General features: G+C 70.8%; 16 protein-coding genes and 1 pseudogene. 13 read left to right on the forward strand and 4 right to left on the reverse strand.

Annotated elements, in window-relative coordinates:
* From IE185_RS18465 to IE185_RS18480, 4 genes are all read left to right on the forward strand, one after another.
* The gene (locus IE185_RS18465; protein WP_138898865.1) at nucleotides 1-246 is read left to right on the forward strand and encodes a type B 50S ribosomal protein L31; all 246 of its coding nucleotides are present in this window, start codon (nucleotides 1-3) and stop codon (nucleotides 244-246) included.
* The gene (locus IE185_RS18470; protein WP_138898866.1) at nucleotides 246-1,394 is read left to right on the forward strand and encodes a CobW family GTP-binding protein; all 1,149 of its coding nucleotides are present in this window, start codon (nucleotides 246-248) and stop codon (nucleotides 1,392-1,394) included. The genes IE185_RS18465 and IE185_RS18470 overlap by 1 nt, the downstream gene beginning before the upstream one ends.
* The gene (rpsR, locus tag IE185_RS18475; RefSeq protein ID WP_138898867.1) at nucleotides 1,394-1,639 is read left to right on the forward strand and encodes a 30S ribosomal protein S18; all 246 of its coding nucleotides are present in this window, start codon (nucleotides 1,394-1,396) and stop codon (nucleotides 1,637-1,639) included. The genes IE185_RS18470 and rpsR overlap by 1 nt, the downstream gene beginning before the upstream one ends.
* Nucleotides 1,640-1,757: 118 nt before the next feature.
* A complete protein-coding gene (locus IE185_RS18480) occupies nucleotides 1,758-2,000 on the forward strand; it encodes a DUF397 domain-containing protein (protein ID WP_189715548.1) in 243 nt (80 codons plus the stop codon).
* An 81-nt stretch (nucleotides 2,001-2,081) separates the two neighbouring features.
* Here the strand turns inward: IE185_RS18480 and IE185_RS18485 are convergent, their stop codons facing one another.
* Nucleotides 2,082-2,582: an ATP-binding protein gene (locus IE185_RS18485; protein ID WP_167518871.1), complete on the reverse strand. Its 501-nt coding sequence runs from the start codon at nucleotides 2,580-2,582 to the stop codon at nucleotides 2,082-2,084.
* A 342-nt stretch (nucleotides 2,583-2,924) separates the two neighbouring features.
* Between IE185_RS18485 and IE185_RS18490 the strand changes: the two genes are divergently transcribed.
* The 7 genes and pseudogenes from IE185_RS18490 (at nucleotide 2,925) to IE185_RS18520 (ending at nucleotide 9,410) form a co-directional block, all read left to right on the forward strand.
* Nucleotides 2,925-3,788: a Sco1979 family transcriptional regulator gene (locus IE185_RS18490; RefSeq protein ID WP_138898621.1), complete on the forward strand. Its 864-nt coding sequence runs from the start codon at nucleotides 2,925-2,927 to the stop codon at nucleotides 3,786-3,788.
* 63 nt (nucleotides 3,789-3,851) lie between these two features.
* Nucleotides 3,852-5,309, forward strand: a complete 1,458-nt coding sequence (locus IE185_RS18495; protein WP_138898622.1) for an aldehyde dehydrogenase family protein — start codon at nucleotides 3,852-3,854, stop codon at nucleotides 5,307-5,309.
* Between the two features lie 6 nt (nucleotides 5,310-5,315).
* Nucleotides 5,316-5,575 (forward strand): annotated as a pseudogene (locus IE185_RS18500) (mycothiol transferase); the annotation flags it as partial.
* A gap of 66 nt (nucleotides 5,576-5,641) precedes the next feature.
* Nucleotides 5,642-6,259 (forward strand): PadR family transcriptional regulator, encoded by a 618-nt coding sequence (locus tag IE185_RS18505; RefSeq protein ID WP_189715550.1) that lies wholly within the window; start codon nucleotides 5,642-5,644, stop codon nucleotides 6,257-6,259.
* Between the two features lie 85 nt (nucleotides 6,260-6,344).
* On the forward strand, nucleotides 6,345-7,322 hold the full coding sequence (locus IE185_RS18510) for an ATP-binding cassette domain-containing protein (protein ID WP_229843579.1): 978 nt from the start codon (nucleotides 6,345-6,347) through the stop codon (nucleotides 7,320-7,322).
* Nucleotides 7,319-8,110 carry an ABC transporter permease gene (locus IE185_RS18515; protein ID WP_189715552.1) on the forward strand — a complete coding sequence of 264 codons (792 nt, stop codon included), beginning with the start codon at nucleotides 7,319-7,321 and terminating at the stop codon, nucleotides 8,108-8,110. The genes IE185_RS18510 and IE185_RS18515 overlap by 4 nt, the downstream gene beginning before the upstream one ends.
* 100 nt (nucleotides 8,111-8,210) lie before the next feature.
* A complete protein-coding gene (locus IE185_RS18520) occupies nucleotides 8,211-9,410 on the forward strand; it encodes a sialidase family protein (protein ID WP_229843580.1) in 1,200 nt (399 codons plus the stop codon).
* A 72-nt stretch (nucleotides 9,411-9,482) separates the two neighbouring features.
* Here IE185_RS18520 and gad read toward each other — a convergent pair whose 3' ends face one another.
* Entirely contained in the window at nucleotides 9,483-10,901 is a 1,419-nt protein-coding gene (gad, locus tag IE185_RS18525) for a glutamate decarboxylase (RefSeq protein ID WP_138897144.1), read from the reverse strand.
* 118 nt (nucleotides 10,902-11,019) lie between these two features.
* Here gad and IE185_RS18530 point away from each other — a divergent pair, with 118 nt between their 5' ends.
* On the forward strand, nucleotides 11,020-11,778 hold the full coding sequence (locus tag IE185_RS18530; protein ID WP_138897145.1) for a MerR family transcriptional regulator: 759 nt from the start codon (nucleotides 11,020-11,022) through the stop codon (nucleotides 11,776-11,778).
* 120 nt (nucleotides 11,779-11,898) lie between these two features.
* On the opposite strand, the gene IE185_RS18535 is transcribed toward IE185_RS18530, so the two are convergent.
* A complete protein-coding gene (locus IE185_RS18535; RefSeq protein ID WP_138897146.1) occupies nucleotides 11,899-12,264 on the reverse strand; it encodes a YbjQ family protein in 366 nt (121 codons plus the stop codon).
* 149 nt (nucleotides 12,265-12,413) lie between these two features.
* On the opposite strand from IE185_RS18535, the gene IE185_RS18540 reads away from it, so the two are divergent.
* Nucleotides 12,414-13,109 (forward strand): DedA family protein, encoded by a 696-nt coding sequence (locus IE185_RS18540; protein WP_138897147.1) that lies wholly within the window; start codon nucleotides 12,414-12,416, stop codon nucleotides 13,107-13,109.
* 33 nt (nucleotides 13,110-13,142) lie between these two features.
* Here the strand turns inward: IE185_RS18540 and IE185_RS18545 are convergent, their stop codons facing one another.
* Nucleotides 13,143-14,834, reverse strand: coding sequence for a threonine/serine exporter family protein (locus IE185_RS18545; RefSeq protein WP_138897148.1), 1,692 nt, complete (start codon nucleotides 14,832-14,834; stop codon nucleotides 13,143-13,145).
* Nucleotides 14,835-14,864: the final 30 nt, after the last annotated feature.

The raw sequence follows: 14,864 nt of genomic DNA on the forward strand, positions 1-14,864 counted from the left end.
ATGAAGCCCGGAATCCACCCGCCGTACGGCCCTGTCGTCTTCCGCGACAAGGCCGGCGGCTTCGCTTTCCTCACCCGTTCCACCATGACCAGCGACAAGACGGTGGAGTGGGAGGACGGCCGTACGTACCCCGTCGTCGATGTCGAGATCTCCTCGCGGAGCCACCCCTTCTACACCGGCACGGCGCGTGTGCTGGACACGGCGGGGCGCGTGGAGCGCTTCGAGCGCCGCTACGGAGCGAAGTAGTGGGCGAGAAGGGCAGGCTGCCCGTCGTCATCGTCGGCGGACTGCACTCCGACGCCCGCAAGGAGGTCGTGGAACAGCTCCTGCGCCGGGTCCCCGGGAGCGTCGCGCTGCACCACGACCTCTCGACCGCGGCCGAGGGGACGGTGCGCCGCACGGTCCGCGACAGCCTCGGTGAGAGCGCGTCCGGCGACGCTCCGCTGGTCAACGACTGCGCGTGCTGCGCGCTGCGCGAAGACCTCGTACCGGAGCTGGAGCGGCTTGCCGGCAGCGGTCTCACCGGCCTCGCGATCGTCGAGCTGTGGGACTCGGTCGAGCCGAAGGCGATGGCCGAGGTCGTCGTCGCGCACGGCGGGGACGTGCTCGCCCTGACCGCCGTCATGACGGCGGTCGACCCGGCGCTGCTCCTGCCGTACCTCGGCTGCGGCGACGACCTGGCGGAGGCCGGACTGGCCGCGGCGGCGACCGACCAGCGGACCGTCGCCGACACCTGGGCGCGCCAGCTGGAGTACGCCCCGGTCCTCGCCGTGGTGGAGAGCGAGGAGGCGGACGAGCAGGACGAGGCACTGCTCGCGCAGCTGCATCCCACGGCCCGCAGGGTGGCGGCGGCGTCCGGCGAGCTCGCCGAGGCGGCCTTCGCCGGCTTCGACATCGAGGCGGCGGCGGCCCGCCAGCATCCCGCCTGCGCGCTGCTTCCGCAGGACGCGGACGACCAGGGCGTCGGCACCCTGGTGTGGCATCGGAAGCGGCCCTTCCACCCGGAGCGCCTGTACGCGGCGCTGGAGGACCTGACCTGTGCGGCGGCCCGCAGCCGGGGCCGTTTCTGGCTCGCGGACCGTCCGGACACGCTGATGGCGTGGGACGCGGCGGGCGGAGCGCTGTGCGTGGAGAGCGCGGGGCCGTGGCTGGCGTCGCTGCCGGACGCCGCGTGGGAGATGGTGCCGCCCGTCCGCAGGGCGGCGGCCGCGCTCGACTGGCATCCCGAGCACGGGGACTGCTGTCAGCACCTGGTCTTCACGTCACCCGGACTCGACCGGGGCGGGCTCGAAGAGCTCCTCGAATCGTGCTTGTTGACCGACGCCGAATACGCGGCGGGACGCGATGCGTGGAAGCGCCTGCCGTCCTCTTTTGATTCCCTTCTGGAGGCATGATGTCCCGCCCGTCCCGAGGTAAAGACCCCCGTAAGCCCCTCAAGTCCCGCCCCAATCCGCTGGACGAGGCGGGGATTACGTACATTGACTACAAGGACACCGATCTCCTGCGGAAATTCATTTCGGACCGCGGGAAGATCCGCAGCCGCCGTGTGACAAGGGTCTCGGCCCAGCAGCAGCGGCAGCTCACCCGGGCCGTCAAGAACGCGAGGGAGATGGCCCTGCTGCCGTACTCCTCGCGCTGACCCCGGGGACCTGTAACCGAGGGGGCACCCCGCGTGCACGTGCATCTGCCCATGCATCAGCAAGTGAACAAAGCTATGATCCGGGGCAGTTGACATCTGCACTTTCCGGGAGCGATCTGTGCACCACGCGTACAACGGCATGGCCGCCACAGAGCTCCACGGGGTGGTCTGGCAGAAGAGCAGGCACAGCAACTCGCAGGGCTCCTGCGTGGAGTTCGCCAAATTGCCCGGCGGGAATGTGGCAGTCCGCAATTCGCGGCACCCGGACGGGCCCGCCCTGGTCTACACGCCCGCCGAGATCGAGGCGATGCTGTTGGGGATCAAGGACGGCGAGTTCGACCACCTGACGGCCGGCGGCTGACCGGAACCATCCGGTCCGCCGCCCCGCTCCCTCCTGGCCTTCCCCTGCCGCGCCTCCCCCGGCGCGTCCGGCCCCCGCCGGTTACCGCTGCTCGCCCCCGAGCCGGAACAGCGCCCACACGACCTTGCCGCTCAGCGTCCCCGCGAGCGGGTGCCATCCCCAGCTGTCGCTGAACGAATCCACCAGAAACAAGCCACGTCCGGACTCGGCGGAGCAGTCGTCCGTCTCCCGCGCCTCCGGGCTCTCGTGGCTGGGATCGCGCACCGCGCACACCAGGCGCGAGGTCCAGTGCATCAGATGCAGCCGTACGGGAGGGTCCTGCTCGCCCCCGCGCGGGGTGTCGGCCGGCAGCGCGTGCCGCAGCGCGTTGGTGACGAGCTCGGAGACGACCAGCGCCACGTCGTCGAAGCACTCGCCGAGTTCCCACCGGGCCAGCGTCGACTGGGTGAACTGGCGGGCGCCGCGCACGGCCTCGTACCGGGGCGGCAGGGCGCAGGATGCCGAGCTGGAGACCGCTGCGGGGTCGATGGGTGGAAGGCCCTGCCTTAACGGCTCGAGCATGGTCGATCCATTCGTCCCCATGCGAGGCACTCCCGGGATTCGCGGTCGTTGCGATACAGCGGTAGCGATGCGGCGGTGGTACGGCGACAGCACGAAAAAGCATGCAGGTGCGCGCGGACCATGGTTCCGAATGCGTACGGCAGATGCAAGGGCAGATGCACGTGCACGCGCCGGACGTGTCCGAACCCGTGCCGTTTCTGACTCATTTCTTCCCGGGGTCTCTTTCGATGACTTGTACAGCTCTTGCCATTTCCGTAATCGGATGAGTACGGGCTGAAGCGTTTTAATGGCAGACTGCGGCTCTCGGGCACCTGGGGGAGGTCGCTCCGCGAGTGAACTGTCGGACTGGGGAGGGCTGGAGAAGTGACCGCAGGCGAGTCGAGCGGCTCCGTGGTGCGGCGCATCCTGCTGGGATCCCAGCTCAGGAAGCTGCGTGAGTCGCGTGGAGTCACCCGCGAGGCGGCCGGCTACTCGATCCGCGCATCCGAATCGAAGATCAGCCGCATGGAGTTGGGACGGGTGAGCTTCAAGGCGAGAGACGTCGAGGACCTCCTCACGCTGTACGGCGTCACGGACCAGGCGGAGCGCGAGTCGCTGCTGAGCCTGGCCCGGGAGGCCAACGTGGCGGGCTGGTGGCACAGTTACGGCGACGTGCTGCCCGGCTGGTTCCAGACGTACATCGGACTCGAAGGCGCCGCCTCCCTCATCCGGATCTATGAAGTCCAGTTCGTGCACGGGCTGTTGCAGACGGAGAGCTACGCCCACGCCGTCGTCTCGCGCGGCATGCCGCACGCGAGCGCGGCCGAGATCGACCGCAGGGTGGCCCTGCGCCTGGAGCGCCAGAAGGTGCTCGTGTCCGAGCGCGCGCCGCACTTCCACGCCGTACTGGACGAGGCCGCGCTGCGCCGTCCGTACGGCGACCGGAGGGTGATGCGGGGGCAGTTGCGGCACCTCATAGAGGTGTCCGAGCAGCCGAACATCACGCTTCAGGTGATGCCGTTCAGTTTCGGCGGGCACGCGGGCGAGAGCGGCGCCTTCACCATGCTCCAGTTCCCCGAGTCGGATCTCTCGGACCTCGTCTACCTGGAGCAGCTCACCAGCGCGCTCTATCTGGACAAGCGCGAGGAGGTCGCGCAGTACCAGAGGGTGATGGAGCGGCTGCAGAAGGACAGTCCGAGTGCGGCCGAGACGCGGGATGTGCTCCGCGGTCTGCTCCAACTCACATAACCGGCCAGTACGATGACGTTTTATCAGGAGTCCGCACCTGCACACCTTGCAGTAAGGGATCGCATGTCCTTCTTCACCGACCTGGCCCACCAGTACATCGACGGCGAGTGGCGGACCGGCAGCGGCTCGTGGGACATCATCGACTTCAACCCGTACAACGGGGAGAAGCTCGCCGCGATCACCGTCGCCTCGGTGGACGAGGTCGACGAGGCGTACCTCGCGGCGGAGCGCGCGCAGCCGGCCTGGGCGGCGTCCAGCGCGTACCGCAGGAGGGACGTCCTCGAACGCGCCCTGCGGATCACGCAGGACCGCGAGGACGAGATCGTCGAGGCGATCATCGACGAGCTCGGCGGCACCCGGCTGAAGGCGGCGTACGAGGTCCATCTCGCCAAGGAGTTCCTGCGCGAGGCGATGCAGACCGCCGTGCGTCCCGAGGGGCGCATCCTGCCGTCGCCGGTGGAGGGCAAGGAGAACCGGGTCTACCGGCTGCCGGTCGGCGTCGTCGGCGTCATCAGCCCGTTCAACTTCCCGTTCCTGGTGACGCTCAAGTCCGTCGCCCCCGCGCTGGCGCTGGGCAACGCGGTCGTGATCAAGCCGAACCAGAACACGCCCGTCGTCGGCGGCGGCCTCATAGCCAAGATCTTCGAGGACGCCGGGCTGCCCGCCGGACTGCTGAACGTGCTGATCACCGACATCGCGGAGATCGGCGACGCGCTGATAGAGCACCGGGTGCCGAAGGTGATCTCCTTCGCCGGCTCGGACAAGGTGGGCCGGCACGTCGCCGCCGTCGCCGCGAGCCACTTCAAGCGCGCGGTGCTGGAGCTGAGCGGCAACAGCGCGCTGGTCGTCCTCGACGACGCGGACCTCGACTACGCCGTGGACGCCGCCGTCTTCAGCCGCTTCGTGTACCAGGGCCAGGTCTGCATGGCCGCCAACCGCATCCTGGTGGACCGGTCGGTGGAGGCGGAGTTCACGGAGAAATTCGTCGCGAAGGTACGGTCCCTGGTCACCGGTGACCCGGCCGACTCCAGAACGCACATAGGCCCCGTCATCAACACCTTCCAGGCGGACTCCCTGACGGCGCTCGTCGAGCAGGCCCTCGCGGAGGGCGCCACCGCTCTCGTCCAGGGATCTACGCGCGGCAACCTCGTCGAGCCGACGGTGCTGAGCGGGCTGGCGGCGGACTCCCCGGTGCTGGCGCAGGAGATCTTCGGCCCCGTGGTGCTGCTGATCCCCTTCGACGGCGAGGAGGAGGCCGTACGGATGGCCAACGACAGCCCGTACGGGCTGAGCGGGGCGGTGCACACGGGGAACCTGGAGCGGGGCGTGCGGTTCGCCAAGCGCGTCGAGACCGGCATGATCCACGTCAACGACTCGACCGTCCAGGACGATCCGCAGGTCGCCTTCGGCGGCGAGAAGTTCTCGGGGCTCGGGCGGCTCAACGGGGAGTCGGCGGTGGAGGCATTCACCACCCAGAAGTGGATCTCCGTACAGCACGGACGGACCGACTTCCCGTTCTGACCGGCCAGCGCCGGCGAGCTGTCGCTGGCCGGGCTCCTCAAGCACGTCTCGGAGGTCGAGGAGAGCTGGCTCGCCCGGGCCCGGCAGGTCGCGCCAGAGATCCGGCGTTCCCGGACGACGAGCGTGTGTCGATGCGCTGGCTGCTGCTGCGGCTGATCACCGAGATCTCCCGGCACTCCGGCCACGCCGACATCGTCAGCGAGAGCCTGGACGGCAGGACGGCGTTCGAGCTGGTGGCCCTGGAACGCGGCGAGTCCTGGGTCTGAACCTGCCGCTTTCGCGCCGGCCGCACCCGATACCCTCTGATCAAAGTTGAGTAGAAGGGTGCGGCGATGTCAGCGATCAGGCTGCTGGTCCTCGGGGCCGTCCGCCAGCACGGGCGCGCGCACGGTTACCAGGTCCGCAACGACCTGGAGTACTGGGGCGCCCATGAGTGGTCCAACGCCAAGCCCGGCTCCATCTACCACGCGCTGAAGCAGATGGCCAAGCAGGGACTGCTACTGGCCCACGAGATCGCGCCGAGCACGGCCGGCGGGCCGCCGAGGACCGAGTACGAGGTCACGGACAAGGGCACCGAGGAGTACTTCGCGCTGCTCCGCGAGGCGCTGACGACGTACGACCAGAAGATGGACGTGCTGTCGGCCGGGATCGGCTTCATCGTCGACCTGGAGCGGGCCGAGGTGGTCGAGCTGCTCAATCGGCGGGTGGAGGGCCTGGAGGCGTGGCGGTCGTCCGTCACCGAGTACTACACGCCGGAGGACGGGCCCGAGTCGCTCGGCCACATCGGCGAGATCATGAACATGTGGGTCCACTCGGCGGACGCCGGCGCCCAGTGGACGCGCGGGCTCATCGCCCGGATCGAGGCGGGGGCGTACACCTTCGCGGGGGAGGGCGGCGACCCCTTCGTCGGGGGGCTGGCCGACGGCCAGGAGAACCCGTACGCCAACTAATCAAGCTTGACTAACACCGCAGGGTCGGATTACTTTGAGGCCGTAGTCAAGTTTGACTACACCTGTCCGGAGGAGAGGGATGTCATTGACCGGCGCTCACGCCGACGACGCGGCGATCGTCGTCGAAGGAGCACAGAAGCGGTACGGGCAGAAGCGGGCCCTGGACGGTCTCGACCTGGTGGTGCGGCGCGGCACGGTGCACGGCGTACTGGGGCCCAACGGCGCGGGGAAGACCACGATCGTCCGGATCCTGGCCACGCTGCTGCGGCACGACGCGGGACGGGTGGAGGTGGCCGGGTACGACGTGCGGTCGCGGCCCGCTGAGGTGCGGCGGCGGATCGGGCTGCTCGGGCAGCACGCGGCGGTGGACGAGGAACTGGGCGGGCGGCAGAACCTGGAGATGTTCGGCCGGCTGTACCACCTGGGGGCACGCCGGGCGGGCGAGCGGGCGGACGAACTCCTCGCACGGTTCGGGCTCGCGGACACCGGGAGCAAGGCGGTCGGCAAGTACAGCGGGGGCATGCGGCGGCGGCTCGACCTGGCGGCCTCGCTGATCACGGACCCGCAGGTGTTGTTCCTGGACGAGCCGACGACCGGGCTCGATCCGCGCGGGCGCGCGGAGGTGTGGGGCGCGGTGCGGTCGCTGGTCGGAGGCGGCACGACCGTACTGCTCACCACGCAGTACCTGGAGGAGGCCGACCAACTGGCGGACCGGATCACGGTCGTCGACCGGGGCAGGGCCGTCGCGGAGGGCACGCCGGACGACCTGAAGCGCACGGTCGGCGGCGACCGCATCGATGTGGTGCTGCGCGATGCGCGGCACCTGGACGCGGCGGCCGCCCTGGTCGGCCCGGACGCGGAGACCGACGCGTACCGGCGGCGGATCAGCGCGCCGGTGGCGGACCGGATGGCCGCGCTGGCCAGGACCGTACGGGCGCTGGAGGCGGCCGGGATCGAGGCGGAGGACATCGCGCTGCGCCGGCCGACGCTCGACGAGGTGTTCCTGCACCTCACGAAGGAGACGGAACCCGGGGACTTCGCGGACGAGGAGGTCGTGGCATGAGCGCGAACGCGGTCGGATGGGCGGTCGCCGACTCCTGGACGATGACGCGGCGGGAACTCGCCCACTGGGGGCGGCAGCCGGTCCAGGTCGTCGTCGGCCTGGTCTTCCCGGTGATGCTGCTGCTCATGTTCGGCTTCCTGATCGGCGGCGGCAAGGGCGTCCAGGGGGACTACGTCGACTTCCTGGTGCCCGGCATGCTGGCGCTGACCATGGCCTTCGGCCTGGAGGCGACGATGCTCGCGGTCACCCAGGACCTCAACAAGGGCGTCATCGACCGGTTCCGCTCCATGCCGATGACCTCGGGGGCGGTGCTCGTGGGGCGCGCGGTCGCGGACATGCTCCAGTCGGCGGCCGGCCTGGTGATCCTGGTCGGCGTGGGGTGGGCGGTCGGGTGGCGCTGGCACGGCGGGCCGCTCGCGTTCCTGGGGGCGCTGGGGCTGTTGCTGCTGCTGCGTTTCGCGATGCTGTGGGTCGGCATCCACCTGGCGATGGTGGCGGGCAGGCCGGAGATGGTCCAGGCGGTGCAGATCCTGGTGTGGCCGGTGGGCTTCCTCTCCAGCGTCTTCGCGGCGCCGGCGTCGATGCCGGACTGGCTCGGCAGGGTCGTCCAGTGGAACCCGCTGTCGGCGACCGCCACGGCGGTACGGGACCTCTTCGGCAGCCCGGCGGCGGCCGCCTCCTCCTGGCCCGCGGAACACGCGGGGCTGCTGGCGGTGGTGTGGCCGGTGGTGCTGGTGGCGGTGTTCTTTCCGCTGGCGGTACGGCGGTTCGGACGGCTGAACCAGTGAGGAAGCCGACCGGCTGAAAGGGGAACCCGGTCGCGGTCCGCGGTGTACCAGAAGGAGAAGCGGTCCACTGGGGCCGTGGACCGCGAGACCGGGGGCTGTCATGAGCAAGCGGTTCACTTCGGTGGGGGCGCTGGCGGGCGTGGTGCTCGTCGCGTCGCCGGTGTGGCCGGCGGGGTGCGCGGCGCCGGAGCGTGATCCGGGGCGCCGGGACGCGCCGGGGGCGACGCGGACGGCGCGTCCGGTGCCGGTGGTGCCCTCCGGCCGCGAACTGCCCGGCGCGGCGCACCTGGTGGGGCTCGCCGCGGACGCCAGCGGCTTCGCGCTGCTCGCCATGTGCGCGCAGGACGTGCGGCGGCCCGAGAACGGGTTCTGCCGGCAGTACGTGGCGGTGCTGGACAAGGGCGCGCGGCGGTGGCGGCTGGGCACGTCACCGCTCGATCCGTCCGGCACGGACGGCGTGTCGGCCGATAGGAGGGTGCCCGGCTCCGGGCGGGTGTGGCTGCACGAAGGGGTGGAGGACGACCGGCACCGTTCGTGGTTCACGGCGGACGGCGGGCGCTCCTGGCAGGCGCGCGACGTACGGCGCGCCGGGTCGGTGCGCTCGCTCCCTGCGGGCGCCGCGCTGTCGACGCTGTGCGGGTACCCGACCGCCCCGGACGGTCACCGCTGCGCGCAGGACCGGCTCCTGGTGCTGTCCCCCGACGACGGCAGGCTGCGCTCCCTGCGGACCCTGCCGCCGCTGACGGGGCGTCTGGTGCCGGCGCGGCACGCCGAGCCCGACGGATCGTGGTGGGTCTCCGGGCAGGACCCGAAGAGCGGCGAGCCGGCGGTCGCCGTGTCCCGCGACGCGGGCCGGACCTGGACGGCGAGCAGGCTGGACCGGCCGCTCAGGCAGCCGGGCGGGGGCGTGCGGGTCTCGGTGGGCGACGGTGTGGTCTACGCGGCGGAGAAGGGCGAACTGCCGTCCGGCGAACCGGTGAACGTACGGGCCGTCCACCGCAGCCGGGACGGCGGCCGCACCTGGGAGCGGACCTGGACGACGCGCGCGACGGGCGAACCGCGCTCGCTGCTGGGCGTGCTGATACCGGGGGCGGGCGACGCCCTGCGGCTGTACGCGGAGCGCGGCCACTGCACCAGCGCGGACGGGGGCCGCACCTTCACCCGGATCACGGGCCCCTACTTCGGCCACGCGTCGACGATCGCCCCGGGCCGGCTGGTGAGCGAGGGCGGGTGCGACTTCCGCCTGTCCGCCGACGGGGTGCGGTGGGCCGCCTTCACCGTGGGCAGCTGCGAGGACTGACGCCCCGGCCCAAGGCCCACGGCCCACGACCGCGGGCTCCGGGCCGGGGGCGGGCCCCACCGCGCCCGGCCTTCAGTGGTGGAACGAGGTCGCGGCGGACGTGTCCCGGGTCGCCGGGCCGGACTGGGCGCGCAGCTCGGGGAGCACCTGCTCGAAGCTCTCCACCAGCAGCTCGGCCAGATCCGCGGAGAAGCCGTTGCGGCACACGATCCGCAGCACGGCGAGGTCCTCCCGGTTCGCGGGGAAGGTGTACGCCGGCACCAGCCACCCCCGCTCCCGCAGCCGCCGCGACACGTCGAAGACGTCGAAGTTCCGTACGCCGGGCGCGGTGGTGAAGGCGAACACCGGCAACTCGTCCCCGCGCGAGAGGAGGCGGAAGTCGCCCGTCGCCTCGATCCGGGACGCGAGCCCCCGCGCCACGTCCCGCGACGCCTGCTGCACGGCCCGGTACCCGTCCCGGCCGAGCCGCAGGAAGGAGTAGTACTGCGCGACCACCTGGGCACCGGGCCGGGAGAAGTTGAGGGCGAAGGTCGGCATGTCGCCGCCCAGGTAGTTGACCCGGAAGACCAGTTCCTCCGGGAGCTCGGCGGGCGAGCGCCACAGCGCCCAGCCGACCCCCGGATAGACCAGGCCGTACTTGTGCCCGGAGGTGTTGATGGAGGCGACCCTCGGCAGCCGGAAGTCCCACACCAGGTCCTCGTCGAGGAAGGGAGCGATCATCGCGCCGGACGCCCCGTCCACATGCACCGGTACGTCGAGCCCCGTGCGCTCCTGGAGTCCGTCCAGGGCCGCGCAGATCTCGGCGACGGGTTCGTACGAGCCGTCGAAGGTGGAGCCGAGGACGGCGACCACACCGATGGTGTTCTCGTCGCAGAGCGCCGCCGCTGACTGCGGGTCGAGGTGGAAGCGCTCGCCCTCCATCGGGACTTGGCGCGCCTCGATCTCCCAGAAGGTGCAGAACTTGTCCCAGCAGACCTGGACGTTCGCGCCCATCACCAGGTTGGGCCGGGCCGTGCCCGGGTACCGGTCGGCGTTCCTGAGGGCCCAGCGGCGCTTGAGGGCCAGTCCGGCGAGCATGCACGCCTCGCTGGACCCGGTCGTCGAGCAGCCCACCGTCGCCGTGGGCTCCGGCGCGTTCCACAGGTCGGCGAGCATGGCGACGCAGCGCCGCTCCAGCTCGGCGGTCCGGGGGTACTCGTCCTTGTCGATCATGTTCTTGTCCCGGCACTCACCCATCAGCGCGGCCGCCTGCGGTTCCATCCAGGTGGTGACGAAGGTGGCGAGATTGAGCCGGGAGTTGCCGTCGAGCATCAGTTCGTCGTGCACGAGCTGATACGCCGTCGTGGGCGCCATGGGCCCGTCGGGCAGCCGGTGCCGGGGCGGGGCGGCCTCCATGTCGCCGACCGGGTCGGCCACGCCGTAGAAGGGGTTCAGGGCCAGCTTGCGGTGTCGCTCGCCGTCCCCGTCCGTACCGCCTTGGTGAAGTGCCATGGGCTCACCATAAGGGTGGATAAGTGGACGTAACACTCCACCGAGCGGGGGTTGCACCTCACGTGGCGTGAGGGATCAGGCTGAGGTGCGTACCAGGAAGAAGAAGGAGCGGAAAGCCATGAGCTACTCCGTGGGACAGGTCGCCGGGTTCGCCGGAGTGACGGTGCGCACCCTGCACCACTACGACGGGATCGGACTGCTCTCCCCGAGCGCCCGCAGCCACGCGGGTCACCGGCGCTACGACGACGCCGACCTCGACCGGTTGCAGCAGATCCTGTTCTACCGGGAGCTCGGGTTCCCGCTCGACGAGGTGGCGGCTCTCCTCGACGACCCGCGGGTGGACCCGCGGGAGCACCTGCGGCGCCAGCACGAGTTGCTGTCCGGCCGGATCGCGAAACTGCAGGAGATGGCCGCCGCCGTCGAAACCGCCTTGGAGGCACGGAAGATGGGCATCAACCTCACCCCGGAAGAGAAGTTCGAGGTCTTCGGCGACCACGATCCCGACCAGTACGCCGAGGAGGTCGAGCAGCGCTGGGGCAGCAGCGAGGCGTACGAGCAGTCGCAGCGCAGGGCCGCGTCGTACACCAAGGACGACTGGCAGCGGATCAAGGAGGAGAACGCCGGGAACACCGCCGGCCTGGTCGCCGCGATGGAGGACGGAGCCGCGCCCGACTCGGTGCGGGCCATGGACCTGGCGGAGGAGCACCGCTTGCTGATCAGCCGCAATCACTACGACTGCGACTACGGGATGCACGTCTGCCTCGCCGAGATGTACGTGGCCGACGAGCGCTTCACGACGTCCATCGACGCCGCGAAGCCGGGCCTGGCGGCCTACTTGCGTGAGGCGATCCTGGCCAACGCGGCCCGCCACGCGTAGCGCGGCGCCCGGCGCCGCACCGCGCCGCGGACGAAGTGAGCCGCGCCGCACACGGAACAGGGGCCCGTACGGCTCCGGAGGCGCCCGCGAGGCGCGCCTCGGGAGCCGTACGGGCCGCCGTCACTCCTTGGCGAGGACGACCGCCGTGCCGTACGCGCACACCTCGGTGCCCACGTCGGCCGCGTCGGTCACGTCGAAACGCATCATCAGCACGCCGTTGGCGCCGCGCGCCCTGGCCTGTTCGACGAGCCGTTCCATCGCCTGGTTGCGGGTCTCCACCAGCGTCTTGGTGAGCCCCTTGAGCTCACCGCCGATCATCGACTTCAGCCCCGCGCCGATCTGGCTGCCCAAGTGCCGTGAGCGCACCGTCAGACCGAAGACCTCACCGATCACGCGCTCCACCCGGTAGCCGGGAGCGTCGTTCGTGGTGACCACCAGCACATCGGACTGGGTGCCCTGCCCGCCGCCGTAATCCTCGATGCCCATCCGCATCCACCTCCTGCCGGACAGCTTGGCCGCAGTCCGGCTCCTTCGCATCCCCGTGAGTGCCTACTGGAACCAGGAGCACACCGGTGGCGTTGATAGCTTTGGGCGCACACCCGCAGACGACGACCCCACCCTGGAGCCCGGTACCCGTGAATACGCTTGCGCTCGGACCCTCCTGGCTGGATCCGGACTATCTCCTGGAGCAGTTCGGCCTGATCGGCCTGCTGGTCATCGTGTTCGCCGAGTCCGGCCTGCTCATCGGCTTCTTCCTGCCGGGCGACTCGCTGCTGTTCACCACCGGCCTGCTGGTGACCACGGGCGTACTGGACACCCCGCTGTGGCTGGTCTGCACCCTGGTCTGCCTCGCGGCGATCATCGGGGACCAGGTCGGCTATCTCTTCGGCCGCAAGGTCGGACCGGCCCTGTTCAAGCGCCCCGACTCCAAGCTCTTCAAACAGGAGAACGTCGAGAAGGCCCACGACTTCTTCGAGAAGTACGGCCCCAAGTCGCTGGTCCTGGCCCGCTTCGTGCCGATCGTCCGTACCTTCACGCCGATCATCGCGGGCGTGAGCCGGATGAACTACCGCTCGTTCATCACGTACAACATCATCGGCGGTGTGCTCTGGGGCGCGGGCGTGACGCTGCTCGGCGCCTCGCTCGGCAAGGTCGAATTCGTCCACAAGAACATCGAAGCGATCCTGATCCTGATCGTCCTGATCTCGGTCCTCCCGATCGTCATCGAGTACCTGCGCGCCCGGAGCAAGAACAAGAAGGCCGCGGCCGCCGCCGGGGACCCGTCCGACGGCACGCCCCCGTCCTCGCGCGGCCGCCACGCCAAGCGCTGACCCGCCAAGCGCCGACCCGCCGGGGCCGAGAGCCTAGAAGCCGCGCGTCCGTTTGGCCGCGCGGCGGCTCGCGCCACGGCCCGCCCCCGGCGTCTTGAGGAACAGCCGGGAGATCTCGCCCCCCAGGTTCACCCCGATGGCGATGGCCAGCGACAGCGCCGCCGCCGTCGACAGCGAGGCGAGCCCCTGGTTCAGGTCGTTCTGCGCGATGCCGAGCAGTCCGAAGTACGTCGAGGAACCGGGCAGCAGCGGCCCGATCGCCGCCGTGACGTACGGCAGCGCCGACGCGTACTGGTAGCGCGAGAACAGCTGCCCGAAGAGGCCCACCAGACCGGCCGCGACAGCCGTGGAGGCCACCGCGGAGATCTCGCCGACGTCGTGCATGGCGCCGTACACGATCCACGCCACCCCGCCGTTCAGCGTCACCATCAGCACGGTGTTGCGCTGCTGCTGGAGCAGGATCGCGAACGCGAAACACAGCAGCATCGACGCGAGGATCTGCGTCACCGGCCGCTCGACGGTCTCCAGCGCGGTGGCCGCGTGCAGCTCGGCGTCCAGCTGCACCCCGAGATAGAGCACGACCAGCACGCCGATGACGATGGCGATGAAGAAGTACATGACTTCGAGCAGCCGCGCCGACGCGGTGATGTAGTAACCGGTCAGCCCGTCCTGCACGCCCGCGACCAGGGCCCGCCCCGGCAGCAGGGCGAACAGTCCACCGGTGATCACGGCGGATGGCCGCACGTCCCACATCGTCGTCGTGGGCGCCAGCGTGAGCGCGACGCCCATCGCGGCGGGCGGCATCGCCGCCACCAGGAACTGGTAGAACTCCGGCAGCCCGCGCCCCGCGCACAGCCAGGCCAGCCGGTCGCCGAGCATCGCGCCGACGGCGGCCGCCAGGAACACCACCGGCCCACCGCCGACCAGCACGGAGGCCGCACCGGCCAGCAGCCCGCTGGACGCCGTCAGCGCCCAGCCGGGGTACGGGTGGCGGTTGCGGCGTATCTCGGCGAGGGTGCGGTACGCCTCCTCCAGCGTGACGTCGGTGTCCGGCGAGGTGATGTCGTCGATGAGGTGGTAGACCGCCGCCAGGCGGGTGTAGTCGGTGCCCCGGCGGCGTACGGTCCTGCTCGCCGTGACCGGGTCCTCCACCAGCGAGGGCTGGTACGAGATCGACAGCAGCGTGAAGGTGACGTTCGGCTCGCACCGGTCGAGCCCGTACGCCCGGCTCACGCCGAACATCGCCGCCTCGACGTCCTCGGCCCCCTCGCCGCCCGCGAGCAGCAGCTCGCCGATGCGCAGCGTCAGGTCCAGCACGCGCGGCACGGCGGGCCCCGCCTCGTCGTGGCGCTGCACCGGCTCCGGCACCGGCCGGTCGCCCACCGGCATCCGCAGCAGCGTGCGCATCCGGTCCTGCCAGGGCGCCTCCTTCGTCAGCCGGACCATGGGCATCCCCTGGGCCGGGGTGAAGGCGGGCGGCGCGTTGCGGGCGCTGTAGGTGCTGGGGGTGTCGAAGCCCGACACCTCCGGCGGAATGGGGTACTCGCCGGTGGTCAGCCCCTCCGGAACGGCGAACTCCGAGGTCGGGCTGTCCTCCTCGGGCGGTTCCGGCTGCTCCACGCCGGCCGGCGGGGTGAAGGCGCTGCGCGCCTCGTCCGACTGCGGCTTGCGGTCCTCGGGGCCCTCACTGTCGGCCCCGCTGCCGCCGCGCTTCGGCTCCGCCACTGCCTGCCTCGCTTCGCTTCCTTGATCCAG

The organism is Streptomyces chryseus, from assembly GCF_014650755.1.
GTDB classification, from domain to species: Bacteria; Actinomycetota; Actinomycetes; order Streptomycetales; family Streptomycetaceae; genus Streptomyces; species Streptomyces chryseus.

Coding starts and splice junctions, on each gene's coding strand:
- IE185_RS18520 (WP_229843580.1), top strand. CDS start 8,211: ATGAGCAAGCGGTTCACTTCGGTGGGGGCGCTGGCGGGCGTGGTGCTC.
- IE185_RS18495 (WP_138898622.1), top strand. CDS start 3,852: ATGTCCTTCTTCACCGACCTGGCCCACCAGTACATCGACGGCGAGTGG.
- IE185_RS18485 (WP_167518871.1), bottom strand. CDS start 2,582: ATGGGGACGAATGGATCGACCATGCTCGAGCCGTTAAGGCAGGGCCTT.
- gad (WP_138897144.1), bottom strand. CDS start 10,901: ATGGCACTTCACCAAGGCGGTACGGACGGGGACGGCGAGCGACACCGC.
- IE185_RS18515 (WP_189715552.1), top strand. CDS start 7,319: ATGAGCGCGAACGCGGTCGGATGGGCGGTCGCCGACTCCTGGACGATG.
- IE185_RS18535 (WP_138897146.1), bottom strand. CDS start 12,264: ATGGGCATCGAGGATTACGGCGGCGGGCAGGGCACCCAGTCCGATGTG.
- IE185_RS18465 (WP_138898865.1), top strand. CDS start 1: ATGAAGCCCGGAATCCACCCGCCGTACGGCCCTGTCGTCTTCCGCGAC.
- rpsR (WP_138898867.1), top strand. CDS start 1,394: ATGTCCCGCCCGTCCCGAGGTAAAGACCCCCGTAAGCCCCTCAAGTCC.
- IE185_RS18530 (WP_138897145.1), top strand. CDS start 11,020: ATGAGCTACTCCGTGGGACAGGTCGCCGGGTTCGCCGGAGTGACGGTG.
- IE185_RS18505 (WP_189715550.1), top strand. CDS start 5,642: ATGTCAGCGATCAGGCTGCTGGTCCTCGGGGCCGTCCGCCAGCACGGG.